This window comes from Kocuria rhizosphaericola (genome assembly GCF_044462205.1).
In the GTDB taxonomy this organism is placed as follows: domain Bacteria; phylum Actinomycetota; class Actinomycetes; order Actinomycetales; family Micrococcaceae; genus Kocuria; species Kocuria rhizosphaericola.
The window spans coordinates 1-25,250 of the sequence record NZ_JBISWK010000069.1 but is presented as its reverse complement, the minus strand read 5'-3'; the positions used below and the strand labels follow the sequence as shown (position 1 = coordinate 25,250).

Sequence of the window (25,250 nt, the reverse complement as noted above, 5' to 3'; positions counted from 1 at the left end):
TCCACCGACGACGATGCCGGCCTCGGTCAGGGTGTCCGGGGCACCGAGCTGCTGGCGGTGCCGACGGAACTGTGGACCGTGCGCCGCGCCCCGTCCACCCCGTCGATGCCATCACTGGTGGCGGTGGCGGCGTAGACCACGGTGTCCGCCGCATTCAACGCCGACAGCGTCAACGGCCCATCCTGCCGGTTCGGGCAGTCAATGACCACCACATCCGCCTGCAGACCCGTCAGGGAGATCTTCAACCGCAGCTCCACGACCTGATCAACTTGCGAAGCCTTGGAATTCTTGGGCACTGCTGGCCGAGCAAACTCCATTCATTCCATTAACCCTGTTAGGTGAATGGAGTACACAAGACCCAAGCCCTCGGGTCAGTACTTGAGGGGACGCCCCCGGGTCACGGTGCCTGCACCGCCGAAGGACCGGCCGCCGTTGACCTCGTCGCGGTACTGCCTGATCCGCTCGGTGATGATGCTTGCGACGAAGTCGCTGAGGGGTTCCCCACACTGGGCGATCTGGTTGTAGGCCGACCGCAGCTCGGCCAGGTCATCCATGTCCATCTCAACCTGGAGGCGCCGGCGGGTGTCCGTGGCGGACGCCTTCCTCTTCTCGATCTTCTGATTTTCGGAAGCGGACACAGTTTCCTGCGGTACAGCAGGAGACGGGGTCTCAGGCGCGGGTGCTGCGGCTGTGGGCGGGGCCGTGGTGCCGGCCACGGAGGGAGCGCCGGCGTCCTGTCCGGTGAGGTAGGTGGAATTCCGGCGGCCGCCTGTGGCGGTCATGGTGGGGGTCGTTCCTCTCGTGCTGGCCGGGGTCACCGGCGCGTGATCTTGGCCAGATGGCGGGTGCAGGGCCCGGCCTTCGCGTCGCCTCGGCCCGGTACCGCTGCTCATTCGGCTATTGCTCCGCCCACTGGGCAAAGGATCTCGGGTATGGGGTGTTACGACTCCACCAGCGACGTTCGTCGCCCAGAACAGGCCCGAGTCGACCAGCCCGTCCGTGATCTTGCCGCTTGGCTAACAACGGCTGCCCTCCCCCACCGAGCAGCCCGGGCAGTGCGAGCGCCCAGAGCCGACGTCGTCGTCGTGCGGAGCTCGCAGACGTGCGGTCCTCCGGAAACGCGTTCCCGGAGGACCGCCGGCTCCACCTCGGGCGGCGCCGGGCACCGGTGCCAAGTTTCCGGCCGGACGGGCGCGGACGTGGAACCGTTCGTAGTCCCGGTCACTCCAGCCCATCTGCTTGAGCAGCTCCGCCACGACGAACGCCTCCAGGTGCAGGCCCCTGGCCCCGGCGCCGGCGAGAGCGGCGAGCTGCGCCTCGGTCTCCCGATTCAGGCGCAGTGTGACCGCCAGGTCCGCGACCATCGCCTCGGGCGCTCCACTTCGCCAGTGGTGAGATTCGGCGTCCCCGGCGGAAGCAGATCGGACAGGAACAGAGATAGCTGGCCAGCCACGTGGTGCGCAGTCGCCCCGTCAGCTGATGCTTCTTCGGAGACCCCTCGAGAAGGAGACTGGGGTCCTCTGCACCTCGTCGATGATGAGCCAGCCGTCCGGGTTCTGGTCGACGAAAGCGCGGGGGTCCTCCTGCGCATTGGCACACGTCACGGTACCGTTGACCTCGGCTTCGATGCCTTCGTGTTCTCAGCTTCGCTGCAAATTTGTCCTGGAGGTTCCGCCGATCGGGGGAACCTCAAAGCACCAACATGTCGAGGAGGAGGGGAGATGGACAACAGCCGCGAGGAGAAGATCGACCAGTGGATGTCCCAGGAGGGCATCCGGACTCATCGGCGCCGTCGAATCATCCCGTCTTCCACCAATCAGATCAGCCACACGCCCGTTGGTACCGGTCTGGACGCGATGGAGAAGGTGGCGTTCTATTTCGGAGACCGACCCGAACTGCCCATTGTCGAAATGGGACAGATCAAGGAGCACGAGGTTACCCTTTCCTTCGGCGAGGACGTGCACCTGGACGAACCCTTCTATCCCGTTTCCGAGGAATACAAGGACCATTGGGCCATCGCCCACACCGATGCGCTCGTGCTGTCGACCGGCACCGTCTACGGGCAGCAGACCGCGGCACTGACCGCCATCGGGAACTCGGTGGCCGGGGCCAAAGTGCTGGTGAACACCAACCGTTGGGAAGTGCTCGGCTTTGTCGGCCTGGCCCGTTTCACCACCGCCATCATGGTCGGTCAGGTCATGGAGCAGGCCACTGAGCCGTGGGCCAGGAACCAGCACATCTGGCTGGTCGGCTACCGGGAGCTGGGCCCCAAGCTGGTCGGCTTCCTCACCCCGTACCACGATGAATCCCGTTTCCACCTCGTGGAATCCATTGAGCAGATCACCCCGGAGGACCTGCACGGGACTTCAGCCACCATCTACGTCATGGGATCCGGCCCTGCCACCATCGAGGCGTACAACCGTCTTCGCTCCCAGAACGTGGGGCTGATGACCGACACCGTCGTCACCGAGCAGGCGATGTTCATCTCCGAGGACGAGGACGGCGGAGCCACCATCGTCAACGCCGGCCCGAACGGATTGAAGATCTGGCCCCATCTCGTGGCGGAAGGAGACGGTCTCTACTCAGCGATGGACATCACGTGGCAGAAACGCCGGCAGGAAGCCGAATCCGCGGCTGAGGCCGTGGAGAACCTCACGGTGCGGAACTTCCTTCCCGCCGGCGACGCCGACAAGCCGGCCGGGTCCCCGAGCATCAGCGTGGAGGACCTCGAAGCCATGCTGGATCGGGACAGCGTGATTCCCGAGCACGAGAGTAACCTGATGGAGAACGGGATGTCGGGGGCGCCCATCCCGGCGCCGGAGCCCGCAATCCCGGCCCCACCGGCTCACGAGCAGGCCCCCAGGTTCACCCTCGCGCTGCTGGGCAGGCCGCAGATCTACCGTGCGGACGGTGCCAGAGCCAGCGGCAAGCCCGCTGAAGCGGTGGCCTATCTGCACCTCAATGGTTCAGCCGCCGATGCCATCACGACGAGCAGAGCACTCTGGCCGGATGAGGAGAGCGAGGGTCCCGCCGCACGCACGAGACGGACACGCACCGCGAAGAAGATCAGGGACACGATGCCGGAGATCTTCCGCAGCGAGGGCGAGTGGAGGATCGGCAGGCTTGACACCGATGTCGAATGGATCGTTGCCACCCTGACCGGGAGCAGTGATCCTCAGCACATGATCGACGCCTGCGAGCTGGTGGACGAGCCCCTGCGGGCATGTGCGCAATGGGCGGATGAGCACCGGTCCCGCATAGCGGACGAGCTTCGCCAGATCTTGCGGGACGTCGAGAACCAGGCGCTCGCATCCGACCAGTTCGAGATCGCCGAGGCAGCGCGGCAGGCATCGTACGGGCTGCAGTGACAAAGGAACCCCCGCCATGACAGAGAAGATCAACCCCCTCAAGAGAAGACTGCCCACAGCGGGTTCGTCCACCGTGGGTGCGCGTCGTGGACCGAGGCAGGAGCGGCGGCCCCGGAGCACGACCGGCGACGGAACCGTCATCCAGTCCGGTGCCTCGGCCGCGGGGAAGTGGATGGTCTACGGCCTCATCGTCCTCCTGGGCCTGGGCTCACTGTGCGGTGTCCTGGCCTTCATCCGGCCCGCCCCCGCAGCGCAACCGGTTGCCGATCCTGGCGTGAGCACCCAGCAGCAGGAGGCCGGCGCTCTGGCGCAGGCTTACCTGTCAGCCTGGTTGACGGCCACCAGCGATGACCACGCGGCACTCGAGGCGTACAGCCCGGAGGCCGTGGCGGGACTCCAGGGCCGGGACCCCATCAGCTACCGCGACCTGACCGTGGCGAGCGTGGAGGATGCGCCGGGGGACATGACGACCGTGATCGTCTCCGCCTCCCTCGAGACCACCGAGGACGACGACGGGGAGGAAGTGACCTCCTGGACCCCATACTGGTATCAGGTCGCCGTGCAGGCCGACGGGGACACACTGGCTCCGGTCGGACTGCCGACGCCGGTCTCGATGCCCGCCACGGGGTCCTCCCCCGACCTCGGATATCCCGGCCGCGTGGTGAGCAGGGACCTGCAGGCCACAGTGGACGATTTCATGACGGCATACCTCACCGGCCAAGGAGATGTGACCCGAGTTGTCTCCCCGGAATCCACCATCACCGCCATCACCCCCGCGTACTGGACCCGGGCCACGGTGAGAACCCTGGCATCGACCGAGGAGATCTCGGACTCCGACCCGGCTGATGGTCGAACAGCCGAACTGCTGGTCGACGTCGATCTCACCCGTGATGAGACCACCAAGCCCGCCCAGTACGTGCTGGGCATGACCGTCCGGGACGGGCGCTGGGAAGTCCAGTCGCTCGACTCCGCCCCGGCACTGAGCAACTGAGCAACTGACCTACCGAAGACGACCACCGAGGAGCACCCCCGTGTTTATCCCCGCCGCCACCGTGCACGTGGCCCAGGCCACCGCCTCGATGCAGGCCACCGGTCTTTTCGACTGGATCAACGACAAGACCGCTCAGACCCAGACAGCCATTCAGGGAATCCTGATCGTGCTCGGGCTGCTCGTGGCCATCATCATCTCCTGGCGGGGCAAGAACGTCGGGTCGGTCATCATGGGTGTCGTGATCGGCGGTCTCATCGCCGCGCTGCCCGCACTGATCATCTTCTTCGCCGGGGCGGCCCAGCAGGAGACCGCTGCCGCGGGGACCGGCGCTGCCGCCGGTCAGGTGGCTGCCTATGCTCAGGCCGCTGTCCTGGCACGGGCATGAGAGCTGAACAGGAAACGACCTCATGAGCACCCAGGACTACGTGCAGACCGGAAAGTTCTACACCGCGGCGCGCAAATTCCAGCAGCTCATCGGTGTGACCCCCACGGGGGAGGCGATCCCCGGGGGACCCTATACCGTGACGCAGTTCGTCGTCGGGATCATGGTCCTGGTGACCGGATTCATCACCCGTCCGATCTGGAGCCAGGGGACGATCGCCGATGTCCTGTACATCGCCGCCGCAGCCATCGGCATCACCTACGGGGTCGGCAAGCTGCCTCGCTCGCGCCGGTCGATCATCAATCTCATCAACTGCTGCATCACTCTGATGTCGCGGCCGCGGACCGGCAAGTACCGCGGCCGGGCAATTCCCAGCTCCTACTCGAGAACCACGGCAAGACCGGCGAACAGGATCCCGTCCGACGACACCGCGGTCAGAGATGCGGCACGGGACGACCAGAATGCGCCGACAGTCCGGCAGACGCCGATCAATTGCGGGTTGGATCGGCTGACGGCCGATCTGACCACCGCGCGCTGAAGAATCGCAAGGAGTCTTCTCATGGCCGACACCGTCCGCCAGCCCATCCGTTGGATGCGCGAAAACGTCTTCGTCACCCGCGACGGCGTGGCCTATGGGATCTGGCAGCTGGACGGGCAGGCCTACGGTCTGGGCACCATCGCGCAGAAGGAATCCGTGCGCGCCAAGCACCAGGACCTCTTCCAGGCGCTGACCGGAGAGGTGATGCTGCTCGGGCTCGTCACCAGCAGCTCTCCCGACACCCTGATGGGAAAGTTGCTCCAGGACGTCGAGCGTCCCTCCCAGCAGTGGTTGGAGGAGTGCAGCCTGACCTACCAGGACCTGTCCGAGAACCCGTCGGGTGAGCGGCTGTACTTCCTCATCACCCCGCTCTCCTACAAAACCCCGAACGAACTATGGAGCAACTTCCGCCGCTCCTTCGACCTGACCGTCTCGGAGATCGCCCGGCTTCCGATCAGACCGCCGGCGGAGCGGGCCTTCAACACCTGGAAGGCCCGTATGTCACAGATCGAGAAGAACATCCCGGCCACCTTCCACCCGCAGCGAGTCGGCATCACCGCGGTCCGGTGGATCACCGACCACCTGGTGAGCCGTGGTGCGGATGTGAGTCTGCCCTACGAGCACAGAGCCGTGACGGAGGTCAGGGAGTGGATCAACCCCTCCAGCTGCCTTCCGGACCCGCTTCTGGACGAGGGCGGGCTGAGCGACATGCCCGATGAGACGTTGCCCCAGACCAAGCTGTTCAAGCGGCGCTTCCTCAAGGTCGAGACCGGTGACACCGAACCCTCCTACCAACAGTTCTCCATCATGGGCCTCACGCCCCAGGCAGGATTCGTCTTTCCCGGTGCCGAGTTCATCAACTTCGCCGCCTCGATCTCCCACGACATCGACTTCGCCCTGCGACTGGTCATCACGCCGGCCGACAGGGTCCAGGCCAAGAACCGCAGGGCGGAGAACAATCTCAAGGACCAGTACCGGCAACGCCAGTCGGGAAGCGACTCCATCGTCGGCGGGAGCGGGGAGATCGACAAGTCGGCCCGGGCGCTCCAGGAGTACGTCACTGATCTGAGCGCCACCGATCGTGAGGTCGAGGTCGCCGCGTCGATCATCTTCTCCTCCGCCGCCCCCAGTGCGGAGATCGCCATGGACGAGATGAAGGACCTGCGCGACCTCTACACCTCCGACGAATGGACCCTCGACGTTCCCCTGGGAGGTCAGGAGAAGCTGTTCTGGGATTTCTGGCCCGGCTCGACGATCTCCTCCGTCTCCAACGAGTTCGCGCAGATCACCACGGGCCGCAACTTCTCCATGGGCGTGCCGTTGACCAACGACCTGCTGGGCATGCCGCACGGTTTCCGGTTCGCCACCAACGTGACCACCGGGCGGTTCTCTCCGCTGCTGCTCAATCTGGCCGGCCTGGCGGAGAACGACATCTCCGGCAGCATGGGGTTCCTCGGTGAGCTGGGGTCCGGCAAGTCCGTGGCGATGAAGACGGTGGCCAGCCACAGCATCGACCGCAACGCCCAGATGGTCGCGGTCGACCACTCCGACAACCAGGAGTGGGCGGCACTGGCCCGGTCGCTGACCCGCGCCAACGTCATCGACTTCATGCGGCCCGACTGGTCGCTGGACCCCCTGCGGATCTACCACCACCCCACACTGCGGGTGCGCGAGACCCTGAACCTTCTGACCATGATGCTCGGTGTCTCGGTCAAGGACGACGAGGGCGTGGTGCTCAACGCCGAGCTGAAGAAGCTGCTGAACAAGGATCTCGAGATCGGGTCGCTGAGTCAGCTCAGGCACCACCTCGGCTCCAGTGCCGTCGACCAGGCCGATCGCCACGTGGCCCGCCGGATCGCACGCCTGATGGACGTGTTCGCCGACATCGACTTCGGCGCGACCTTCTTCGACCCCGCGCTGCCGCCGATGGATTTCTCCGCCCAGGCCACGGTCTTCTGCACGCACGGGATGGCGTTGCCGAACACGGACGAGCTGAACAACGCCCAGGCGCGCAAGGAGATGAGCATCGACAAGACGATGGGGCGGTCCTCCTACGCCTACCTCGCCAGCGTCGGGCGGAACATCATGTACGCCGACGATGCCCAGGAGACCCTGTTCGCCGTGGACGAGTGCCACCACATGACCGGCTCCCCCGAAGGCACCGCCACCATCAGCGAGGCGCTGAAGACCGGGCGCAAGCACAAGGGAGCCGTGGTGCTGGGCACGCACTCCGCCTCCGAACTGGGCCCGCCGCAGCTGCGCGGTCTGATTCCGCAGCGAGGTGTCTTCCGCACCCGTGACACCGAGATGGCCAAGCAGAACCTCATGTGGCTGGACCCCAGCTATGCCATCGAGGAGTACGTGGACCTGGTGACGAGGGACCTGTCACCGATGGATTCCTCCGGCACGGTGCCCCTGCACCGCCGCGGTGAGGGCCTGTTCCGCGACCACCTCAATCGCATCGGCAAGATCAAGGTCCTGATACCCCAGGCCGAGAACCGCGCCAGGACGGTACTGACCAGTCCCCCCAGAGCACGGATCGAGGCACAGCCGTGAAGACGATCTCGAGCACCCCCGCCGAGGATGCTCTGCTGCACCTGTGGGTGTGGCTGAACATCCACCGCAGGACCCGGGCGGCGCTGGCCGTGGTCTTCACCTGCCTCGTCTGCCAGATGATCAACACCCCTCCGGCCCTCGCCGCTGAGGACGATTCGGCTCCGCAGACCTCCATCGACACCTACTGGCTGCCCCTGGCCGGCGTCACCGACACCCACGGCGTGCCCGTGGGCACGTACACCGAACTGCCTCTCGACTACGGCCAGACCATCTACGTCACCCGTCAGATCCGCGGGATCCTCATGCGTCTGGCTTGGATGATCTACACGCTGGTGGTCTACAGCATTCTCGCGCTGTGCGACTTCATCCTCTCGCTGGAGTGGGTGGACTGGATCCTCTCCCCGTTCGTCCTCCTGTCCAACACCGTGCAAGGACTGTTGACCCAGACCGGGATCGTGGGTCTGGGAATCTTCATCGCCGCCGTGGTGATCGCCTGGGGTCTCATCCGGGGCAAGATGGGCGCGGCCATCGCCGAGATCGCTCTCGTCGCCCTGTTCGCCGGGCTCGTCTCCACCCCCATTGCCAACCCCAGCGAGCACATCAAGTCGTGGATCAGCACCTCCGCCGAGTACGGCACCGAGGCCGGGACGGCCACCGTGGAGGGCTCCGAGGACGGGGCTCCGGTCTCCACCAGCCCGGTCTCCGGCCCGATCATCGACCTCACGGTGCGCAACCCTGCCCTGGTGCTCTCGTTCGGCTCCACCCTCGAAGGCGACCAGTGCGCCCGGATCTGGGACGACCAGGCCACGTCCGGCGCTGACACGGAGAAGCTGCGCAAAGCCGTGGTGGGCTGCAACGAGAAGTTGAAAGCGGCCAACGAGACCGACAACTTCGTGGTGTTCGCCTTCCTGTTGATCTTCTGGATATCGACCGGTGGGCTCATGGCCCTGATCGTCGTCTTCCTGGTCTTCCTGCTCAAGGATGTCGTGCTGGCCGGACTCGGACTCATCAACACGGTGTTCCGGGCCCACCTGGCGGTGTTCCCCGGCGGCGGGCGCCAAGCATTCATCAATGCCGCGCTGCAGCTGCTCGTCAACGTGTTCATGGTCGGGGCCTACATCTTCCTGATCAGCCTCTACCTGTGGCTGGTCGGCAAGTTCACGGAGTCCTTCGGTGGAACCGCGATGATGATCGGCAACCTGATCTTCGGTTTCGTCCTCATCGCCATGGCCCTCACGTTCTGGAACCTCAAGCGGCAGGGCAAGTCGGTTGCCGAGAGGATCGCCCGTGCTCTGGGCAGTTCTCCGCTCAACCACGCCGCTCCTCTCCAGCCCTCCGGGTTCTCCCGGAGTGCCACACAACTTGCCAGCTCCGGCAGGAAGACTGCAGTCCAGCAGATGCGCCGCCGGTACATGGGCAAGGGACTCCAGACGGTAGCCGCCTCAGCGGCGGCTCCAGCCACCGGGGGGGCCAGCGTCGTCGCCGCGCGCGCGGCGGCTGCCGGGTGGTTCGTCGCCGGCAGCCTCTACAACGCCCACGCCAATGGCGCCCTCCGGCCCGGTTCCGGGGCGTCACCGCGCACCCACACGGCTCCGGTGCGTTCCCCCAGGGAGCTCGAGGCCGACCCCACCGGCCACGGGCAGAGCGTGCGCGATGAGAACGGGGCGATCCCGCTGGGGCACCGAGCTCCTCAGGACGCCGTCTCGAGCTCGCAGACCGCAGAGCAGGAGCACAGCGTCGCCCAAGCGCGTTCGTTGCGCACCCCCGAGCTGGTGGAGCCCGCTGCCGGAGACCGGGTGCCGGTGACAGCTCGTGCACGTCCTGCTGACGGGTCCAGCGCCACGGCGGACACGTTCTCCTCCGAGGCCGCTCAGCACCCGGCCACGGAGCCCACACGGAAGCGCTCGACGATGCCGGCCGGCCAGTACGGCTCGGTGCGCGTGAACCGCAACGGCACGACCAACAACGTGCTGAGCGGGCAACTCGTCAACTCTGTTCCCGAGGGAACCAAGGTCGTCCGCGTCTGGGACATCGAAGAATCCACCCCGGCACAGAACCGCCGCCGCCGCCGTCAGGCCGCGACGCACTCGGCCACGTACCAGGCGCAGGCCCGCTCACGGGCCAACCGTGCAGCAGAACGGGGTGCCGTCCGATGACGGCGAAGCGGACGGCATGGGCGGCGTTCCTGGTGGCCGCGGCCCTGATCGTGGCCGTGCACTTCCTCAGGACTCCGCTCCCGGCTCCGGACGCTGCGGCGGAACAGCAGCAGTCGGAAACCGCACAGAGACCGGAGAGTGGCGTTGCGGGCTCCGGCGACCCCACCGCGGGGTCCGAGGTGGACAGGTCCAACGGTTTCGCCCAGCCCTTCCCGGACCACGCGCAGGCGCCGGAAACGGCAGGACCCCGGCAGTACGAGCGGCAGACCATCGCGCCCCCGTCCGTCCCGGAACCGGACGAGAACGACCCGGCCGCAGTGGCCGAGGCATTCTTGACGGTCTACAACACCCGCAGCGCCGAGACGGACAAGAGCTGGCAGGAGACCGTTCCGCCGTGGTTGACCCCGGACCTCGCCGAGCAGCTTCCCAGCGTCAGCAACGGAGCCCTGGAGGGCAAGGCCCCCACCGCAGTCAGCGCCGTTGTCATCAAGGGCAACGTCGAGGACTGGGGTCCTGACACGCCCCTGCGCTGGGCCCACCATGCCGACGTCACCGTGGAGACCCAGGACAACGGGACGTATGTCCTGTCGTTCCGCGTGCGTTCGCAGCTCACCGACCAGGGCTGGCTGATCAACGCCGTCCCCCTCGACAGCTGGCACCGAATCGGGAAATAGCGCTCCATGACCACCGAAGCATCCCGAGCACACGACAGGGGGACGTCGCTGTGGAAGCCCCTGGTCACCATCCTCGTCATCGGCTTCTTCTTCGTCGGAAGCCTGATCGTCGTGGTGACCTTCGTGGTCAGCTCGATCGGGTACAACAACAATTCGCAGAGCTGCGAATCAGGATCACCGGACAACCAGGCCATCGGTGCCGTTGACGACGGGCTCGGAGTGCCCGAGGAACTCCACGACGAGCAGCTCCGGAACGCCAGGATCATAGACAGGACAGCAGCCGCCCTCGGCCTGTCCGGCCAGGCATCGAGAATCGCCATCATCGCTGCGATGGGCGAATCCAGCCTGATCAACATCGACTTCGGTGACGAAGGCCAGGGGGTGACGAACCCCGACGGCTCTGCCACCACGAGCAAGGGGCTCTTCCAGCAGCAGACGAGCCAGGGGTGGGGCACCGTTGAGCAGGTCACCGATCCTGAGCACGCGACCAAGAGCTTCCTGCTCGGCCCCCGGCACGACGGCGCTTCCCGCGGTCTTGTCACCGTCTCCGGGTGGGAGACCGGCGAGATCACCCAGGTCATCCACCGGGTACAGAGGAACTCCAACGCGAATCACTACGCCGACAGCTACGGCCCGGCAGAGAAGATCATCCGAGAGGCCGGCATCGACGTCAACCGCTCGGCCGACGAGGAGGACCAAGAGGAGTGGCGCAGAACGGAAGCCCGCTCCCCGGGGGACTCCGCGGTTGCCGGCCGTACCCGAGGATCTGTCGCCGACCTCGACGGGTGTTCGTCCGACGGCGGTGCTCGAGCCGGGGTGCCCGGCAGGACAGCAGACGGCAAGAACACCTATCCGTGGGACGCTGTCACTCCAGCGCCCGGAGTCTACAACGTGGACCCGGTCCGGTTCTTCTACGGTGAATGCACCAGCTACGCCGCCTGGAAGGTGAACGAGCTCATGGGCGGCAGTCCCACCGACATCATCTTCGACAACAACTTCGGTGGTCACACGAAGGGCAACGGCGGGGAATGGAAATCGGCGTGGGAAGCATCGGGCTGGACGGTCTCCACCGTTCCCAAGGTCGATTCCGTGGCGTGGTGGGGGCCCAACGGCGGTGCCGGCGTCGGCGCGGCCGGTCACGTCGGCTGGGTCGATGAGATCACGGAGGACGGCCGAGTGATCATCTCCGAGTACAACAATTCCTACTACGCGCCCCCGGGTCACAAATACAGCCGCCGCTCCGTCGCCATCGACCCTGGTCAGGTCGGCGCCTACCTCTATGTGCCGGAGAGGTAGCCAGGACCCCGCCCCCCGGCAGCGCCGGCCGGAGTCGCCGACCGGGCCGTTCCGCGTCGAGCTCGCCCACGAGGACGAGACCTGGACCTGGGACCGGCCGAAGCGGGTCGGCGCGACCACGGCCCGGCCCTGGACTTCGCCCTGCTCGCCACCCGGCGGCAGCACCGCCAGGATGGCAGCTTCGTCGCGGAGGGCCCCGACGCCGACGCCTGGCTCGACATCGTCCAGGCCTTCGCCGGCCGACCAGGCCCGGGACGATCCCCGCTGTCGCAGACAGGGTGAGGAGTGGGCACACGTGCGGGAAGGCTCTTCGAGCGCCGCCCCGATGCAAACGTGGCGCGCGATGCAGAGCGCGCACCCCGTAAGCGTCCGCGAAGAAAACCGGCTCACGCCGGGCAATCATCACATCCAAGAGACTTTCTTTTTGTGAATTCTTGACTGGACCCTGGAACGCACAAAAGAAATCGTCCGTGCCGCCCCGGAGGGAAAGGACCACGCGTCGAGGATAAGGTTTTGTGGAGCTTTCCCGGCGAACTGTCGCGCCATGACACCTGCGTCGCCACTGGACACCCCGCTCCTGGGCAGGCGCATGCTTACCCGTCGGCATGACCAGGATGGAACCCCAGGTCAAGGCTACTTTCGTCTCGAGATGAGCCTCCCGGGGGATCCCCATCGGCGCCCCTCAACCAGCAACCCTGTCTGGGTGCGGAGGTGCACTGCTGAGCCGACACAAAGGCCGAGACACGCCCGTGATCCAAACGTGACTTTTCCGTTATATTTCGATTAGTGTTCTCTCCGTGCCGATCGCCTCACCGATCGGCATCCCCGTGCACATCGCCGAATTCTGCCGGTGCCCGGGGCCCCCAGAAAACATCGCTCGGCAGAAGCGGGGGAACCATGAACGGTCCCTCCCCCGGGACCTAGGGGTTAAGTCGTCAGGGCCCCCACCCTGCGACCGGGTGTCTCCCACCCGCATCCGACAGCTCACCTCGCAGGCAAGAGGGAGGACCTCACTCATGCCCATTTTCCAGTCCCGCACGCCCCACCACCGCGCCCAGCGCTCGCTCCGCCTCGGACGCACCGCGATCCTGGCGGTCGCCGGCGGCGCCTTGGCGCTCAGCAGCGTGGCCCCGGCCCAGGCCGCCCCCGCCGCTGCCCCCCAGCAGCTCGTCAGCATCCAGTCCCAGTCCGGCAAGGCCGCGACCATCGCCACCGCCGCCAAGAGGCAGCTCGGCGTGGGCCAGGATTGCACCGCCCTGGTCACCAAGGCCCTGCGCGCGGCCGGGATCAACCACCACGGGTGGCCGGCTTCCTACCTGGGCCTCGGCACCCGGGTCTCCGCCGCCCAGGCCCAGCCCGGCGACTTGGTCTACTACGCCAACGGCGGCATGGGCTTCGCCCACATCGCCGTGTACATCGGCGGCGGCAAGGCCGTCCACGGCGGCTGGAACGGCAACCAGACGGTCATCCAGACCGTCAACGTCGGCTCCGGTCCCGTCTACATCCGCGTGCGCTGACCCCACGCACGTGAGCGGGGAGTGCGGTTCCTGGCCGTCNCGTCCCGGCGGGAACCGCACTCCCCATCCCAGATGGACTCCCTGCACCCTTGACTGTCTCGTGACGGGTCTGTCCTCACGAGGTGCTGCGGAGAGCGGACCGATGCGCATCCGCGACACTCCGCTCCGCCGGGCCGCCGCCAGCGCATTGGCTGCGGTGGTGGTGAATAAGTAGACGGCGCGATTGCGGGACAGCGTCGCCAGGTGGAGGCAGTCCACCACGGTGGAGACCCCGTCGAACGCAGCGACCAGACCCTGACCGGAGTAGACGTCGACGCCCTGCCCGCGCGAGACCTCGACGACGTCGACTCCTCGCTCGCGCAGATGCGGCACCACCCGTGCGCCCAGTTGCTCGGTCGCCCCCAGAACGGCCACCGTCCGGCGCTCGCCCTCGCCCGTGCTTCCCGTCGTCGACCGTCCTCCTCCTCTTCGCCGGCACCTCGATGCTGATGGCCTCGATTCTTCCCACCGGCCGATCCTTTCGCGAGCGTCATTTCCTTGACGGTCGTCGACTTGCTGCCACGAGGCTGGGAGCATGAACCCATGATCAGCAACGTGGCCGTCATCGTGTTCGACGAGGTCTCCCCCTTCGAGCTCGGAGTGGCCTGCGAGGCCTGGGCGATCGACCGCTCCGCCGACGGGCTGCCGGTCATGGACTTCGCCGTGTGCAGTCCGGACGGGCGACCGGTCCGCACGATCGCCGGCTTCGACGTGGCCGTCCACCACGGGCTCGACCGGGTGGCCGAGGCGGACCTCGTGGTCCTCCCGGCGATGTCCCGGGAACAGGAGGTCCCGGCAGAGGTGATCCACGCGCTGCGCACGGCCCACGACCGTGGCGCCCGGATCCTGTCCATCTGCTCGGGCGCGTTCGTGCTGGGGGCTGCCGGGCTGCTCGACGGCCGCCGCTGCACCACCCACTGGATGCACACCGGAGAACTGGCCGAGCGGTTCCCCGCTGCACAGGTGGTGCCCGAGGTCCTCTACGTCGAGGACGGCACCATCCTCACCAGCGCCGGCACCGCGGCGGGCCTGGATGCCTGCCTGCACCTGTGGCGCCAGGAATTCGGCTCGGTGGCCGCCAACACCGTCGCACGGCGCATGGTCGTGCCGCCGCAGCGCCAGGGCGGACAGGCCCAGTTCATCAAGGACCCGGTCCCCGAACAGCGGGCCGAGACGCTGGACCCGCTGCTCACCTGGATCGTGGGGCACCTCGACGAGCCGCTCGACGTCGACGCCCTGGCCCGGCGCGCCGCCATGTCCCCGCGCACCTTCGCCCGCCGGTTCCGTGACGAGACGGGCACCACGCCGCACGCCTGGATCACCGCCCGGCGCCTGCGCCGGGCCGAGCAGCTCCTGGAGGAGACCGACCTGCCCGTCGAGCGCATCGCCGCGGACGTGGGCTTCGGCAACGCGGCCACGCTGCGCCACCACTTCACCCGGATCCGCCGGCTCAGCCCGCAGCAGTACCGCCGCCGCTTCGCGACCACCGCGTGAGTTCTGCCCCGTGAGCACCACCTCGGCCGCGGCGACACGGCCGAGGTGCTCCACCATGGTCGCAGTCGGCGTCGATGAGATGCCCCATGCCGACCCCGCGGCGGGGCTTTGGCAGAAATGGCAGAAAATTAGCGAGAGTAGTCATTTCTGCCACTCGTGCGCGAGGTTCCAGCCGACGAGGCTTGTCAGCGTGAGAGTGGGCCGGATCGGCCGGCACACCACAGGCAAGGAGCTCACCATGATCTCGTACGTGTTCCTGGCGCTGGCCACAGCCACTGTGCTGTCGGTGTACACAGTCATCGGCCGCCTGGCCATTCCCCCGGAGGACCGGGTGCCGTGGCGCGACCTCGGGTGGGACGGCTGGGTGCACACGCTGCGGCGCAGTCTCGCCTTCCTGGGTGACTGGGCTTCACGTGTGGGCGTCCACACCCGGTGAGACCGTCGAACGTCGTCGCCCCATCAGACCGGCACGCCGGCGAGGCTCGCAGCAGCCCGAGGAACGAGGGGCCACTGTCCGGCACAAGAACCTGGTCGTGAGGTCCGGATGAGAGCTGCCCGCGTCCGGCAGGAAGGTCCAGCGCCTGCCGGACGCGGGCAGCGCTCGGTCGGCCGTCAGAGCACGCGGCTGCAGAAGACGGTGGGCAGCGGGGTGAACCCTGCGGCGGCGTAGGCGGCACGGGCGGAACTGTGCGCCTCGTCGCCACCGGTGCCCGCCCAGGCCACGACGCAACCCGCCGCGCGCATCGCCTCGCAGACCCCGTCGATCAGGACGCGGCCGAGACCGGCCCCCTGGTCTCCGGGATCGACCGCGAGCAGCGTGATCTCCCCCTGAGGCCCGAGCGGTCCGGGATGGACGGTCCAGGCGGCGTAGCCGGCCGGCGCGCCGTCGAGATCGGCGACGAGGAACCGGTGCCGGTTCTCGAGGTGGGTGAACTCTGTCAGGGTGTCACGGTAGTCCTGTTGCCACTGCCCGTTCTGCCGGGCGAACAGCTCGTCACCCAGCTGGTGCCGGATCCCGTTCTGGATGGGTGCGAAGGCGCGGACGGTCAGGTCGACCAGGGCTTCGAAGTCGTCGGTGCGGAAGGTGCGAAGGAACATGGTCCGTCTCCTGGAACGTGCAGCAGCCCGCGACGTGGAAGCAGGTCGCGGAGAGGGCCCGTGTCCGAGGCACGAGGGCCTCGGGAGGCTCAGGAGCGGGTGCGCGCAGCGGCGAAACACATCACCCCTCCACCATAGAGAGGCGACGGAGAACGGGCCCAGGTCAGAAGACGTCCACCACCGAACGGACCGGCTCCGCCCCGACGAGCAGGCCCAGCACGGCGACCATCCCTCCGAGCCGCCACAGTTCGCGCCGGAGTCGTGCGCTCCGCACCGACCCCCGCAGCTCGGCGAAGCGCTCCTGCAGCGCGACCGGGTCCTCGGGTGGCGCCGGGTTGTGGTGCCAGGTGCTCGGGACCACGGCCGCGGCCGCGATCCGGACGACCTGCTCGTCCGTCAGAACGGGGCGATGGCGTTGCAGCCAGCGCAGCAGTTCACGGTCGGTGATGACCTTGACGTCGGCGGGGCGCTGTCTGACCGTCAGCTGCTTCGGCTCGATCAGCACCAGCACCGGCGTGACCGGCACCGACTCTCCCACGGCGGCGCTCAACCGCTTCGCCGCTCGGGACGACTCGTGACGGGCGTGGGGCAGGTAGTGCTGTTGGTGCCCGCCCACCAGGATCGCGCGGTCTCCGACCCAGACGTCCGTGTTCGAGTGGTTCTTCGTGTTGAGCGTGAACACCCCTGCCGGACCGATCAGCACATGGTCGATGTCCGAGGCTCCGGCCCCCACCGGAACGGCGTGCAGCACCGTCCATTCCGGGCCCAGACGGGCCAGGATCTTCCCGACGGCGATCTCCCCCACTGCACCCCGGAACCACGAGTGGCTCCGGGCGCTGAGCGGACTGGTCCCGACCAGGCGAGCCCACCACGAGCGGGACGGATGCTCTTCCTGGATCCGCAACGTCTCGGCGATCACCTCGTGACCTGCGCCCCGGTGCGCCAGGGACCACGAATGCTGCGGTGCGCTGGCTCCCACCGGCGGGCCGAGGAGCCGGAAGGCGGCGAACCCCAAGGAGCGCATGGGAGCAGAGGCCTCTGGCGGAGCAGGTTCGCCAGACTGCTCGAGGGAGGTCACGGCAGGCTCTCTCGAGAAGCGGGAGTGGATGGACATCGACGGCCCCTTCGGTCGCTGGCTAGTGGCGGGCATAGGCCACGAAGGACCCGCCCTGCGTGCGGGAGCACGCCCAGGAAGGCACCGTTGCCCCGCCGCGCTCGGCCGGCGCCCGGGTGCACTCGGTGTCGTCGACGACCTGCGCATTGCTGTCAGCCGGCGCTCCTCTGCCCTCGAGGAACGGCTGGAGCATGCCCTTGGCCTCCGGGCAGGTCAGACCGTCGACCTCGGTGAACTCGTAGTTGACGCCTGTGCAGTCGACCGCGGCCTCGACCACCTCCGCGGCCATCTCTCCAGCGGAGTTGTCTGGGGAGTCGGTCTCGATGTGGCGCAGCGGGTGGTCCGCCGTGATGGTGGCCGGGTCGAGAAGGAAGCTGACGTCCTGGGCGCCGTAGACGCCACAGGCGTACATCGGGTCGTGGTACACCGTGGGTTCGACGTCCTCACCGGCGCAGAAGTAGTGGTCCGAGGCCACGAAGTTCTCGCCTTCGGCACTCCCCGCGGAGCGGAGCTCGTCCACGATGTCCTGAGCATCGTCGCACCCCAGGCCCTGGAGATCGGTGTAGACGTAGTGGCCGTCCCGGCAAGCCCTTCCTGTGACGGAGGGGTCCACCGTGAGACTGGAGAGCATCGCGAGCACGGTGCGGCCCTCGGTCGACGCCGTGTACGCGGCCATCTCCCGGCGAACCGCGTCCTCCGACAGCATCGTCGAGCCGTTGCCGATCTCTTTGGTCCCGCCGAAATAGACGAAGGAGGCGTCCGCCGACCTCACCCGACCGTAGTTGGCAGTGGGATCTCCGCCGTCAGCCAGCCCGTACGCGATCGCCTCGCTGCCGATGCTGTGACCGGGGTACAGACCGACTGCAGCGGACATGGTCCGCCCCAGCGGACCGGCAAGGCCGGGCACCTCCACGGAGGTGTACGAGGTGGTCGGGTAGACCGGGCTGGCGACCGGGTCGGCCGGTCCGCCCGTGGCGAGTCCCGCCATCAGCGCGCCGTCACTGCGCCGAACCGCATACACGCCGGCCTGGGACGGGTCCTCGGTCACGGTCCACTCGGCGGGGTGCTGGAAACTGTAGGCGCCGTCCGGGGTGGTGAACGTCCTCGCCACCGCCGGCTCGGGCGCGACCACCGGCCGGGGAGCCACCTCGTTCGAGGACGGCTCCTGTGCCACCGCGGAGGCCGTCGCCGCAGGAGCGCCCTGTGGCGGGGACTCGACGGCGACCTCGACGCTCGTGCACCCGGCCAGGAAGAGCGGGACGGCCAGCGCCAGAGCGCGCAGGTCACGCCCCCGGCGAGAGGACGTGGCAGCCTCGGTGGCAGCCTCGGTGGCAGAACGGCGGATCATGGAACCTGCTTCTGGTCGGTCTGTGCCTGCGGTGAAGGACACGTGGTGAGACATAGATGCGACAGGCTGAGAAGGGGGTCAGCAGCGGAGGACCGGTGCGGTATACCCAAGAGCCGTGCCGGCCGCCGCCGAGGAGCTCCTTCCAAAGCGCTCAGGGCGACGACTGGATCATATGCACATGCATTTGCATCCGTGAATCACCACTTGTGACGACAACGCATACGGTGCGCTCGAGCCCTGGACCAGGACCCGGTCCCCCGCGCGAGTGACCCGCGGACCGCTCGCATGCGCCTCCGCATCGCACTCGAACGTCGGCACTGGTCTGATCCCGTCCGTGATCGATCCCCGAGGCGCCCTGTGACGCGACAACTTTCTTCCACGTCCGAACCCCGGGATACGTTTGCGCAGGTAATCATCCCCCGTCCGTGAATGGCGCCATGAAGTTCAACGCACCCCCCAACTGGCCCCAGCCGCCCTCCGGCTGGACACCTCCGCCGAACTGGTTCCCCGACCCGGCGTGGGGTCCTGCACCCGACGGCTGGCAGTTCTGGGTCGAGGAGGCGCAGCCCGCTTCCTCCCCGACCGCCACGAGGAAGAAAAAGAAGAAGACATCGTCCTTCCCGACGCGGCTGAAGAAGATTTGGGTCTCCGCACTCTCCTCCGACAGCCGGCACTGGATCTTCGGCGGAACGGGTGTGATCGCCGGGTTGCTCCTGGGAGTGGTGGTGGGCGCCGGCGCCTCAACCCCGGCCACGCCTGCCGCATCGGGTTCCGACATTGCGCCGGACGCCAGCAGTGCTGACGTGGGCTTCGGGTCCACTGACATCGAGACCGCCGTCGAGGACTGCGGGCTGACGGACGCCGTCGGCATCACGATCGGCGACGAGGGACACAGCCTTTCAATACAGACCATCGGCGAGGACAACACCTACGGTGCCGAAGTCTTCGAAATGGCGTGCGTCCTGCAGGGACTGGACGCCTCGGACAGCGTCATCGCCCGCATGGACAGCACCCGAGCCCTCGACGGGCGACAGACGGGCACTTGGGACGACTTCGAGGCATCCTGGGGGTACCACCCCGACGACGGCATCAACCTTGTGATCGAGGAGGTGAAGTAGCGTGCCGGATCTGGACTTCGTGGCCGTGGACTTCGAGACGGCCAACGGCAAGAGGGAATCGGCGTGCGCCGTCGGCGTGACCGTCGTGCGCAACGGGCAGGTGCAGTCCTCGGACTCCTGGCTCGTCAAGCCGCCACCGTCGGCGGACCACTTCGAGCGCAGGAACACCGCGATCCACGGCATCACCCGCGATCAGTGCATGGCCGACGGCCTCCCCTGGCCGGAGACAGCACAGCGCCTGAACCGGCTCTGCGCCGATCTGCCCGTCGTCGCGCACAACGCGTCCTTCGACGAGTCCGTGTGGCGAGCCGCCAACCGGGCCTCCGGCGTGGAGGCGCCCCTGCCGCGGTTCCACTGCACGCTCCAGCTCTCGCGCGGCCACCTCGATCTGGTGGACCACAAGCTCCCCACTGTGGTGCGCCACCTCGGCCTGGACGACTTCCAGCACCACCAGGCCGAGGCCGACGCCCTGGCCGCAGCACAGGTGACCGTCGAGCTGGCCCGCCGCACCGGGGCGTCCACCGTGGACGAGCTCTGGCGGCGAGCGCCGCAGCGTTCCGCCACTGGTTCGTCGCCTGCTCGACCGGCGAGTTCTCGGCGCATCCCGGACTCGGTGTTCCGCACGCACGTGGAGCGGCCGACCACCGGCCCGTCGCTCGCCGATCCCGCTGTCCCCGCGCCGACCACCCTGGTGGACGAGGTCGTGCTGATCACCGGGGATCTGTCCTTCGGAACTCGTGAGGGCATCCAGGAGCGACTGCGCCGGGCCGGCGCCATCGTCGCGCAGAGCCTCACGAAGAAGGTCACATGCCTGGTGATCGGCGCCGGGGCCGACGTCCGGAATCCACCGCTGACCGGCGCCACCGGCAAGGAGAAGAAGGCCGCGGAGCGCATCCAGGAGGGCCAGCGCATCGCCGTGATCGGGGAGCCGGAGCTCCGAGAGCTCCTCGAGCGGGCGGAGACGGGCGTACCTGTCGAGGACGACGTCGACCCGCCCGCCGTGCTCGACGACGCGATGCCTGTCGGCCTCAGCCGCCCGGAACCGACCACGCATGCCCGCGAAACGGACGCCGCCCCGGAGCAGTCCAGCATGTCCGTATCGGCCTCGGAGGATCCATCACCTACTGAGACCCGAACCGTCGAAACCCACGCGGTGCCGACGTCGGAGGCTGCGCCCTCGGCACTGCCGCGGACGAATTCCGCGGAGCCCGCCTCGGCGCCGTACGCCGCGCCTCCCCGACAGCCCTGGGACCCCCCGCTGTCCGTACGACCGCGGCAGCTGTGGGATCCTCCACTTCCTGCGGCGGCGCCTCCGGCGAAGCCGAGACGGCGCTGGATGTTCCACGTCGTGATGTGGTCGATCATGCTGTTCCTGGTCGTGGGCATGCTCTTCGTCGGACTGTTCCTCGACCTGGCGGGAGCGCCGGAGTCCGTGTGGGGCCCCGTCGTCGGAATCTCCTGGTTGATCACCCCGCTCGTGTTCGTCGCCTGGCTGATCGTGACCGTCACCCGGTGGGTGAGAGGTCGTCGATGAAGAGTCCACCGCCGGAGGGACGAAGAAGTCTTTCTGCGGCAAGCCACTGGATACGCCCACTGCCTCTTTCCTCCGCTACCAGCGCTCCGGGACCGCAGATTTCTGATTTGTGACTGCCCAGTAAGAAAGCCGTTCCTCCGCACGATACGTTTGTGCTCGCAACCTCCGCTCGACCCCCTGGATGTCACCATGCGCTTCAATGCTCCCCCCACCTGGCCGCAGCCCCCGGAAGGCTGGACTCCCCACCCGGGGTGGTCACCCGACCCCGCGTGGGGTCCTGCGCCGGACGGATGGCAGTTCTGGGTAGACGATGCCGATGGTGGTGCCGACGAGAGCGACCCCAGGACCCAGCCCCTGCCTGCCGGTGGTCCGGGAGCCGACCAGGAGGTGGGCAGCACGGACCGTTCCGCCTCTCGTCGCTCCGGGTCGGCGCTCGCCGGCGCCTGGACGCAGGCCACGTCGTCGTTCCGGCGCGACCGGTCCCAATCCGGAGCCGAGTCGTACGACCACGAGCAGCAGAAGAGCAAGGCCAAGCCGATCGTCATGACGGTGGCCGGCGTCGCACTCTTCGCTGGTGGCCTCGGCATCGGGAGCGCTGTGGCTTCGGACCCCACCTCGAGCGACGAGTACGTCGCCCTGGCCTCCGCCAAGGCGGACGTCGAGGAGGACTACGAGTCGCTCCAGGGGGACTACGACACGATGTCGTCCGGCCTCCAGGACCGGCACACAGAGCTCCAGAAGCGCGAGGACGAAGTCGCTGCTGCCGAGAAGGCCCTCGAGGAGCGCGAGGGCGATGTCGAGGAGGCGGAGGGCGCCGTCAAGGAGCGTGAGGACGCAGTCTCCGGAACGGAGCAGAAAAAGGCGGAGAACACCATCCGCGAGGGCACGTGGACCGTCGGCGTGGACATCGCTCCCGGAACGTACCGCTCAACGGACGACGTGGGTTCGAGCTGCTACTGGGCCATTCTGACCTCCGGCACCAACGGGGACGACATCATCGCCAACGACATCCCCGGCGGCGGCCGGCCGACCGTGACACTGGCCGAGGGACAGGACTTCGAGACCAAGCGCTGCGGCACGTGGGACCTGCAGTGAGCGCCCACCCCTCCTGAGAGCAGACGGCCGGTCCCGCGGAACGCGGCTGGTTCGTGTCCGGCGTCAGCGCCATGGGCGAGGCCGGATCCCGGTGTCCGTTCCACGGTCCGGACAGGACACCACAGCCACCAACCAGCCACGGATGCTTCGTCGCCATCACGCAGGATTTGTGAACGACCGAGGAGAACGCCCGCACCAACGGCCGCGCGCACCTCGAGAATCTGCCAGGGTCGCGATACTCCGACGCCCGGCTCCGGAGGTCCGGCGTAGCCGGGACCTCCGAGCCCCAGGCACCTGCGAGACGACGGTCGGCCGCAACCGCATTCCGCCACAATGCGATAATTTCGCTCCGATTCCTGCGGACACCCGCCGAACGGCCTGCGGCGAACACTCCGACACCTACTCTGTGCTTCAGCAAACACTTCTCGCGAGGAGAGACCATGAGCACACGTGACCCGCGCAGGGTCCCGACGTCCGCCGTCGGCTACGACTACTCGCAGGGCTTCGGTCCCGGGCCGAGTTCGCACGGCCGCGGCGGCGGATACGGTTACCCGGGCGCCTACCATCGCGCCCCTCAGCGCTTCGGATCCCAGCCGGGAGTGCCCGTCGGATTCGCCGAGGCTGTCCGGCGCTTCTACGCCCAGTACGCCCAGTTCTCGGGCCGGGCGAGCCGCTCCGAGTACTGGTGGGTCATGCTCTACCAGCTCGGCGTCGGCCTGACCCTCAGCGTCCTCACCTCCGCCGTCGGCACCTCCCCCGGTGGCGAGCCGGCCGCCCTGGGCCTCGTCTTCGCCCTGGTGGCGTTCGCCTTCGGTCTCGTGAATCTCGTTCCCGGCCTCGCCGTGACCGTCCGTCGCCTGCACGACGTCGACCTCTCCGGCTGGTTCTACCTGCTCGGTCTCATCCCGTTCGTCGGTGGCTTCATCCTGCTCGTACTCCTGGTGCTGTCCCCGAAGCCGGGCGGCGCTCGCTTCGACCGCTGACCCGTCCTCGCCCCGTCCGATCAAACGCCCACCCAACCCCAGGAGTTCCCGTGGAAGCAGCAGCAGTGACCCAGTGGATGTTCGTGGCCGAGTGCCCTCTCCCGAACGACGTCGCCGGACTCATGGTCCCGGGAGAACGGCCCGTGGCCGCCTACAAGACCTTCCGCGACAGCGCGGTCTTCACGACCAAGCGGCTGATCGTCCGCGATGCCCAGGGCATGACCGGCCGGAAGGTCGAGGTGTACTCCCTGCCGTACTCGGCGATCAACATGTGGTCGTCCGAGAACGCCGGCACCTTCGACCTCGACGGCGAGCTGGAGCTGTGGACCCGCGCGGGGCAGATCAAGATCCGGGTCGGCAAGAAGGTCGACGTCCGGCGCCTGGACATGCTCATCGCGCACTCGGTGCTGGACACCCAGCGCTGATGCTTCAGGGGCCGGAGGCAGCCTCGGGGGGCCCTGCCACCGGGCTACGGCCGACACGGAAACCATGCGCGCCGCGATTCACGACTTCGGTCTCTTCATACCTTGGCGACGGTAGCGTCCCGCTGATTGGTGGAGTTTCTCGACACCGTGCGGGTCAGCTGGTCGTAGTCTAAGCGGCGTCGATGACTGGGGCACCCACCTCCTGGATCTGCTCGGTCATCATGGTCAGCTCGGCCATGGAGGCCTGCGAGAGATAGCGCCGGTCACCGGCCTCCCATTCGTCGTGCTGCTCGATCAGCACGGCCCCGGCCAGGCGCAACAGGGCAGCGGAATTGGGGAAGATCCCGGCCACGTCGGTACGGCGCTTGATCTCCTTGTTCACCCGCTCGATCGGGTTGGTGGACCAGACCTTGCGCCAGTGGGCGACGGGGAAGGCAGTGAAGGCCAGTACGTCCTCGCGGGCGTCTTCCAGCAGCGCTGCGGCCGGCGGATGGGAGCGGACCAGCATCCGGGTGACCTCGGCGAACTGGGTGGCCACGTGGGCGGAGTCGGGCTGGGCGAAAACGGTGCGCACCAAGGAGGCCACCATCTCCTGCTGGCCCTTGGGCACCACGGCCAGCAGGTTGCGCATGAAGTGCACCCGGCACCGTTGCCAGCACGCGCCCTGGAAGACGGTGCCGATGGCGCGCTTGAGTCCGGCGTGGGCATCGGAGATCACCAGGGCCACCCCGCCCAGTCCTCGGGTCTTCAGCGATCGGAGGAACATCGTCCAGAACCCCTCGTTCTCGCTGTCACCGACCTCGAAGCCCAGTACCTCCCGCCGCCCGTCGGCGGCCACCCCGATGGCCAGCACCAGCGCCTGGGAGAGAACCCGCCCGCCGACCCTGGCCTTGCAGTAGGTCGCGTCCAGGAACACGTACGGGTAGCCGGTGGCGTCCAGGGCCCGGTCGCGGAACACCGCGATGTCAGCGTCGAGCTCGCTGCAGATGCGTGAGACCTCGGACTTCGAGATGCCGGTCTCAGCCCCGAGCGCCTTGACCAGATCGTCGACCTTGCGCGTCGACACCCCGTGCAGGTAGGCCTCCATGACCACGGCGAACAGCGCTCGGTCCACCCGCCGGCGGCGCTCGAGTAGGGAGGGGAAGAACGAGCCCTGTCGTAGCTTCGGGATCCGCAGCGCCAGGTCACCGGCGGTGGTGGTGATTGTCTTGGGCCGTGAGCCGTTGCGCTGGGCAGAGCGGGTATCGCTGCGCTGGAACGGTTCGGCGCCGATGACCGCGGTGGCCTCGGCCTCGACGAGTTCTTGGTAGAGCCGCTCGGTAGCGGTGCGGATCCGGTCCGAGACGTCGGTTAGCTGGAGTTCCCCCAGCAGGTCAAGCAGGGCAGACTGGTTGAAGGCCATCGTGCGTAGTGTCCTCTCGTGAGTTACTTGGTCGTACTCACTGACCTTCGCACGATGGCTCTTCACGTCACCGGAGCAACGCTTCAAGCTCGGACAACTACACCAAACCGCGGGACGCTACC

22 protein-coding genes and 1 riboswitch are annotated in these 25,250 nt (G+C 67.7%); of the genes, 16 read left to right on the top strand and 6 right to left on the bottom strand.

What is annotated here, in order from left to right; translation table 11 throughout:
• Positions 1 to 26: 26 nt before the first annotated feature.
• Both ACH9D2_RS07080 and ACH9D2_RS07075 read right to left on the bottom strand, forming a co-directional pair.
• Entirely contained in the window at positions 27 to 245 is a 219-nt protein-coding gene (locus ACH9D2_RS07080; protein ID WP_396362136.1) for a ParA family protein, read from the bottom strand.
• 126 nt (positions 246 to 371) lie between these two features.
• A complete protein-coding gene (locus tag ACH9D2_RS07075) occupies positions 372 to 638 on the bottom strand; it encodes a hypothetical protein (protein ID WP_396362135.1) in 267 nt (88 codons plus the stop codon).
• 1,083 nt (positions 639 to 1,721) lie between these two features.
• Here ACH9D2_RS07075 and ACH9D2_RS07070 point away from each other — a divergent pair.
• From ACH9D2_RS07070 to ACH9D2_RS07020, 11 genes are all read left to right on the top strand, one after another.
• Positions 1,722 to 3,368, top strand: coding sequence for a hypothetical protein (locus tag ACH9D2_RS07070; RefSeq protein WP_396362134.1), 1,647 nt, complete (start codon positions 1,722 to 1,724; stop codon positions 3,366 to 3,368).
• A gap of 16 nt (positions 3,369 to 3,384) precedes the next feature.
• Positions 3,385 to 4,359: a conjugal transfer protein gene (locus ACH9D2_RS07065; RefSeq protein ID WP_396362133.1), complete on the top strand. Its 975-nt coding sequence runs from the start codon at positions 3,385 to 3,387 to the stop codon at positions 4,357 to 4,359.
• 40 nt (positions 4,360 to 4,399) lie between these two features.
• Positions 4,400 to 4,744 carry a hypothetical protein gene (locus ACH9D2_RS07060; RefSeq protein WP_396362132.1) on the top strand — a complete coding sequence of 115 codons (345 nt, stop codon included), beginning with the start codon at positions 4,400 to 4,402 and terminating at the stop codon, positions 4,742 to 4,744.
• 22 nt (positions 4,745 to 4,766) lie between these two features.
• Positions 4,767 to 5,279 (top strand): hypothetical protein, encoded by a 513-nt coding sequence (locus ACH9D2_RS07055; RefSeq protein WP_396362131.1) that lies wholly within the window; start codon positions 4,767 to 4,769, stop codon positions 5,277 to 5,279.
• Between the two features lie 21 nt (positions 5,280 to 5,300).
• Positions 5,301 to 7,835, top strand: coding sequence for an ATP-binding protein (locus ACH9D2_RS07050; RefSeq protein WP_396362130.1), 2,535 nt, complete (start codon positions 5,301 to 5,303; stop codon positions 7,833 to 7,835).
• The gene (locus ACH9D2_RS07045; protein ID WP_396362129.1) at positions 7,832 to 9,991 is read left to right on the top strand and encodes a hypothetical protein; all 2,160 of its coding nucleotides are present in this window, start codon (positions 7,832 to 7,834) and stop codon (positions 9,989 to 9,991) included. The genes ACH9D2_RS07050 and ACH9D2_RS07045 overlap by 4 nt, the downstream gene beginning before the upstream one ends.
• Before the next feature lie 179 nt (positions 9,992 to 10,170).
• A complete protein-coding gene (locus ACH9D2_RS07040) occupies positions 10,171 to 10,665 on the top strand; it encodes a hypothetical protein (protein ID WP_396362128.1) in 495 nt (164 codons plus the stop codon).
• A gap of 6 nt (positions 10,666 to 10,671) precedes the next feature.
• Entirely contained in the window at positions 10,672 to 11,961 is a 1,290-nt protein-coding gene (locus tag ACH9D2_RS07035; protein ID WP_396362127.1) for a CHAP domain-containing protein, read from the top strand.
• 825 nt (positions 11,962 to 12,786) lie between these two features.
• A riboswitch (cyclic di-AMP (ydaO/yuaA leader) is annotated at positions 12,787 to 12,972 on the top strand.
• 5 nt (positions 12,973 to 12,977) lie between these two features.
• The gene (locus ACH9D2_RS07030) at positions 12,978 to 13,478 is read left to right on the top strand and encodes an NlpC/P60 family protein (protein WP_396362126.1); all 501 of its coding nucleotides are present in this window, start codon (positions 12,978 to 12,980) and stop codon (positions 13,476 to 13,478) included.
• 582 nt (positions 13,479 to 14,060) lie between these two features.
• Complete coding sequence (locus ACH9D2_RS07025; protein WP_396362125.1) at positions 14,061 to 15,011, top strand: helix-turn-helix domain-containing protein; 951 nt, start codon at positions 14,061 to 14,063, stop codon at positions 15,009 to 15,011.
• A gap of 238 nt (positions 15,012 to 15,249) precedes the next feature.
• On the top strand, positions 15,250 to 15,447 hold the full coding sequence (locus ACH9D2_RS07020) for a hypothetical protein (protein WP_396362124.1): 198 nt from the start codon (positions 15,250 to 15,252) through the stop codon (positions 15,445 to 15,447).
• Between the two features lie 176 nt (positions 15,448 to 15,623).
• Here the strand turns inward: ACH9D2_RS07020 and ACH9D2_RS07015 are convergent, their stop codons facing one another.
• The 3 genes from ACH9D2_RS07015 to ACH9D2_RS07005 form a co-directional block, all read right to left on the bottom strand.
• Positions 15,624 to 16,109, bottom strand: a complete 486-nt coding sequence (locus ACH9D2_RS07015) for a GNAT family N-acetyltransferase (protein WP_396362123.1) — start codon at positions 16,107 to 16,109, stop codon at positions 15,624 to 15,626.
• A 163-nt stretch (positions 16,110 to 16,272) separates the two neighbouring features.
• On the bottom strand, positions 16,273 to 17,133 hold the full coding sequence (locus ACH9D2_RS07010; RefSeq protein WP_396362122.1) for an NERD domain-containing protein: 861 nt from the start codon (positions 17,131 to 17,133) through the stop codon (positions 16,273 to 16,275).
• A gap of 112 nt (positions 17,134 to 17,245) precedes the next feature.
• Positions 17,246 to 18,571, bottom strand: coding sequence for a hypothetical protein (locus ACH9D2_RS07005; RefSeq protein ID WP_396362121.1), 1,326 nt, complete (start codon positions 18,569 to 18,571; stop codon positions 17,246 to 17,248).
• Between the two features lie 437 nt (positions 18,572 to 19,008).
• On the opposite strand from ACH9D2_RS07005, the gene ACH9D2_RS07000 reads away from it, so the two are divergent.
• From ACH9D2_RS07000 to ACH9D2_RS06980, 5 genes are all read left to right on the top strand, one after another.
• Positions 19,009 to 19,689 carry a hypothetical protein gene (locus ACH9D2_RS07000; RefSeq protein WP_396362120.1) on the top strand — a complete coding sequence of 227 codons (681 nt, stop codon included), beginning with the start codon at positions 19,009 to 19,011 and terminating at the stop codon, positions 19,687 to 19,689.
• A gap of 1 nt (position 19,690) precedes the next feature.
• Positions 19,691 to 21,223: an exonuclease domain-containing protein gene (locus tag ACH9D2_RS06995; RefSeq protein WP_396362119.1), complete on the top strand. Its 1,533-nt coding sequence runs from the start codon at positions 19,691 to 19,693 to the stop codon at positions 21,221 to 21,223.
• Between the two features lie 387 nt (positions 21,224 to 21,610).
• Entirely contained in the window at positions 21,611 to 22,318 is a 708-nt protein-coding gene (locus ACH9D2_RS06990) for a hypothetical protein (protein WP_396362118.1), read from the top strand.
• 440 nt (positions 22,319 to 22,758) lie between these two features.
• A complete protein-coding gene (locus ACH9D2_RS06985) occupies positions 22,759 to 23,301 on the top strand; it encodes a DUF805 domain-containing protein (RefSeq protein ID WP_396362117.1) in 543 nt (180 codons plus the stop codon).
• 50 nt (positions 23,302 to 23,351) lie between these two features.
• On the top strand, positions 23,352 to 23,726 hold the full coding sequence (locus tag ACH9D2_RS06980; RefSeq protein ID WP_396362116.1) for a PH domain-containing protein: 375 nt from the start codon (positions 23,352 to 23,354) through the stop codon (positions 23,724 to 23,726).
• Positions 23,727 to 23,895: 169 nt separating this feature from the next.
• Here ACH9D2_RS06980 and ACH9D2_RS06975 read toward each other — a convergent pair whose 3' ends face one another.
• Complete coding sequence (locus ACH9D2_RS06975) at positions 23,896 to 25,128, bottom strand: IS256 family transposase (protein ID WP_396362105.1); 1,233 nt, start codon at positions 25,126 to 25,128, stop codon at positions 23,896 to 23,898.
• Between the last annotated feature and the right edge of the window lie 122 nt (positions 25,129 to 25,250).

What these genes read in the sequence shown, in the direction of transcription:
- ACH9D2_RS07070 (WP_396362134.1), top strand. Translation starts at nt 1,722, where the DNA reads ATGGACAACAGCCGCGAGGAGAAGATCGACCAGTGGATGTCCCAGGAG.
- ACH9D2_RS07065 (WP_396362133.1), top strand. Translation starts at nt 3,385, where the DNA reads ATGACAGAGAAGATCAACCCCCTCAAGAGAAGACTGCCCACAGCGGGT.
- ACH9D2_RS07055 (WP_396362131.1), top strand. Translation starts at nt 4,767, where the DNA reads ATGAGCACCCAGGACTACGTGCAGACCGGAAAGTTCTACACCGCGGCG.
- ACH9D2_RS07050 (WP_396362130.1), top strand. Translation starts at nt 5,301, where the DNA reads ATGGCCGACACCGTCCGCCAGCCCATCCGTTGGATGCGCGAAAACGTC.
- ACH9D2_RS07035 (WP_396362127.1), top strand. Translation starts at nt 10,672, where the DNA reads ATGACCACCGAAGCATCCCGAGCACACGACAGGGGGACGTCGCTGTGG.
- ACH9D2_RS07030 (WP_396362126.1), top strand. Translation starts at nt 12,978, where the DNA reads ATGCCCATTTTCCAGTCCCGCACGCCCCACCACCGCGCCCAGCGCTCG.
- ACH9D2_RS07025 (WP_396362125.1), top strand. Translation starts at nt 14,061, where the DNA reads ATGATCAGCAACGTGGCCGTCATCGTGTTCGACGAGGTCTCCCCCTTC.
- ACH9D2_RS07020 (WP_396362124.1), top strand. Translation starts at nt 15,250, where the DNA reads ATGATCTCGTACGTGTTCCTGGCGCTGGCCACAGCCACTGTGCTGTCG.
- ACH9D2_RS07015 (WP_396362123.1), bottom strand. Translation starts at nt 16,109, where the DNA reads ATGTTCCTTCGCACCTTCCGCACCGACGACTTCGAAGCCCTGGTCGAC.
- ACH9D2_RS07010 (WP_396362122.1), bottom strand. Translation starts at nt 17,133, where the DNA reads ATGCGCTCCTTGGGGTTCGCCGCCTTCCGGCTCCTCGGCCCGCCGGTG.
- ACH9D2_RS07005 (WP_396362121.1), bottom strand. Translation starts at nt 18,571, where the DNA reads ATGATCCGCCGTTCTGCCACCGAGGCTGCCACCGAGGCTGCCACGTCC.
- ACH9D2_RS07000 (WP_396362120.1), top strand. Translation starts at nt 19,009, where the DNA reads ATGAAGTTCAACGCACCCCCCAACTGGCCCCAGCCGCCCTCCGGCTGG.
- ACH9D2_RS06985 (WP_396362117.1), top strand. Translation starts at nt 22,759, where the DNA reads ATGAGCACACGTGACCCGCGCAGGGTCCCGACGTCCGCCGTCGGCTAC.
- ACH9D2_RS06975 (WP_396362105.1), bottom strand. Translation starts at nt 25,128, where the DNA reads ATGGCCTTCAACCAGTCTGCCCTGCTTGACCTGCTGGGGGAACTCCAG.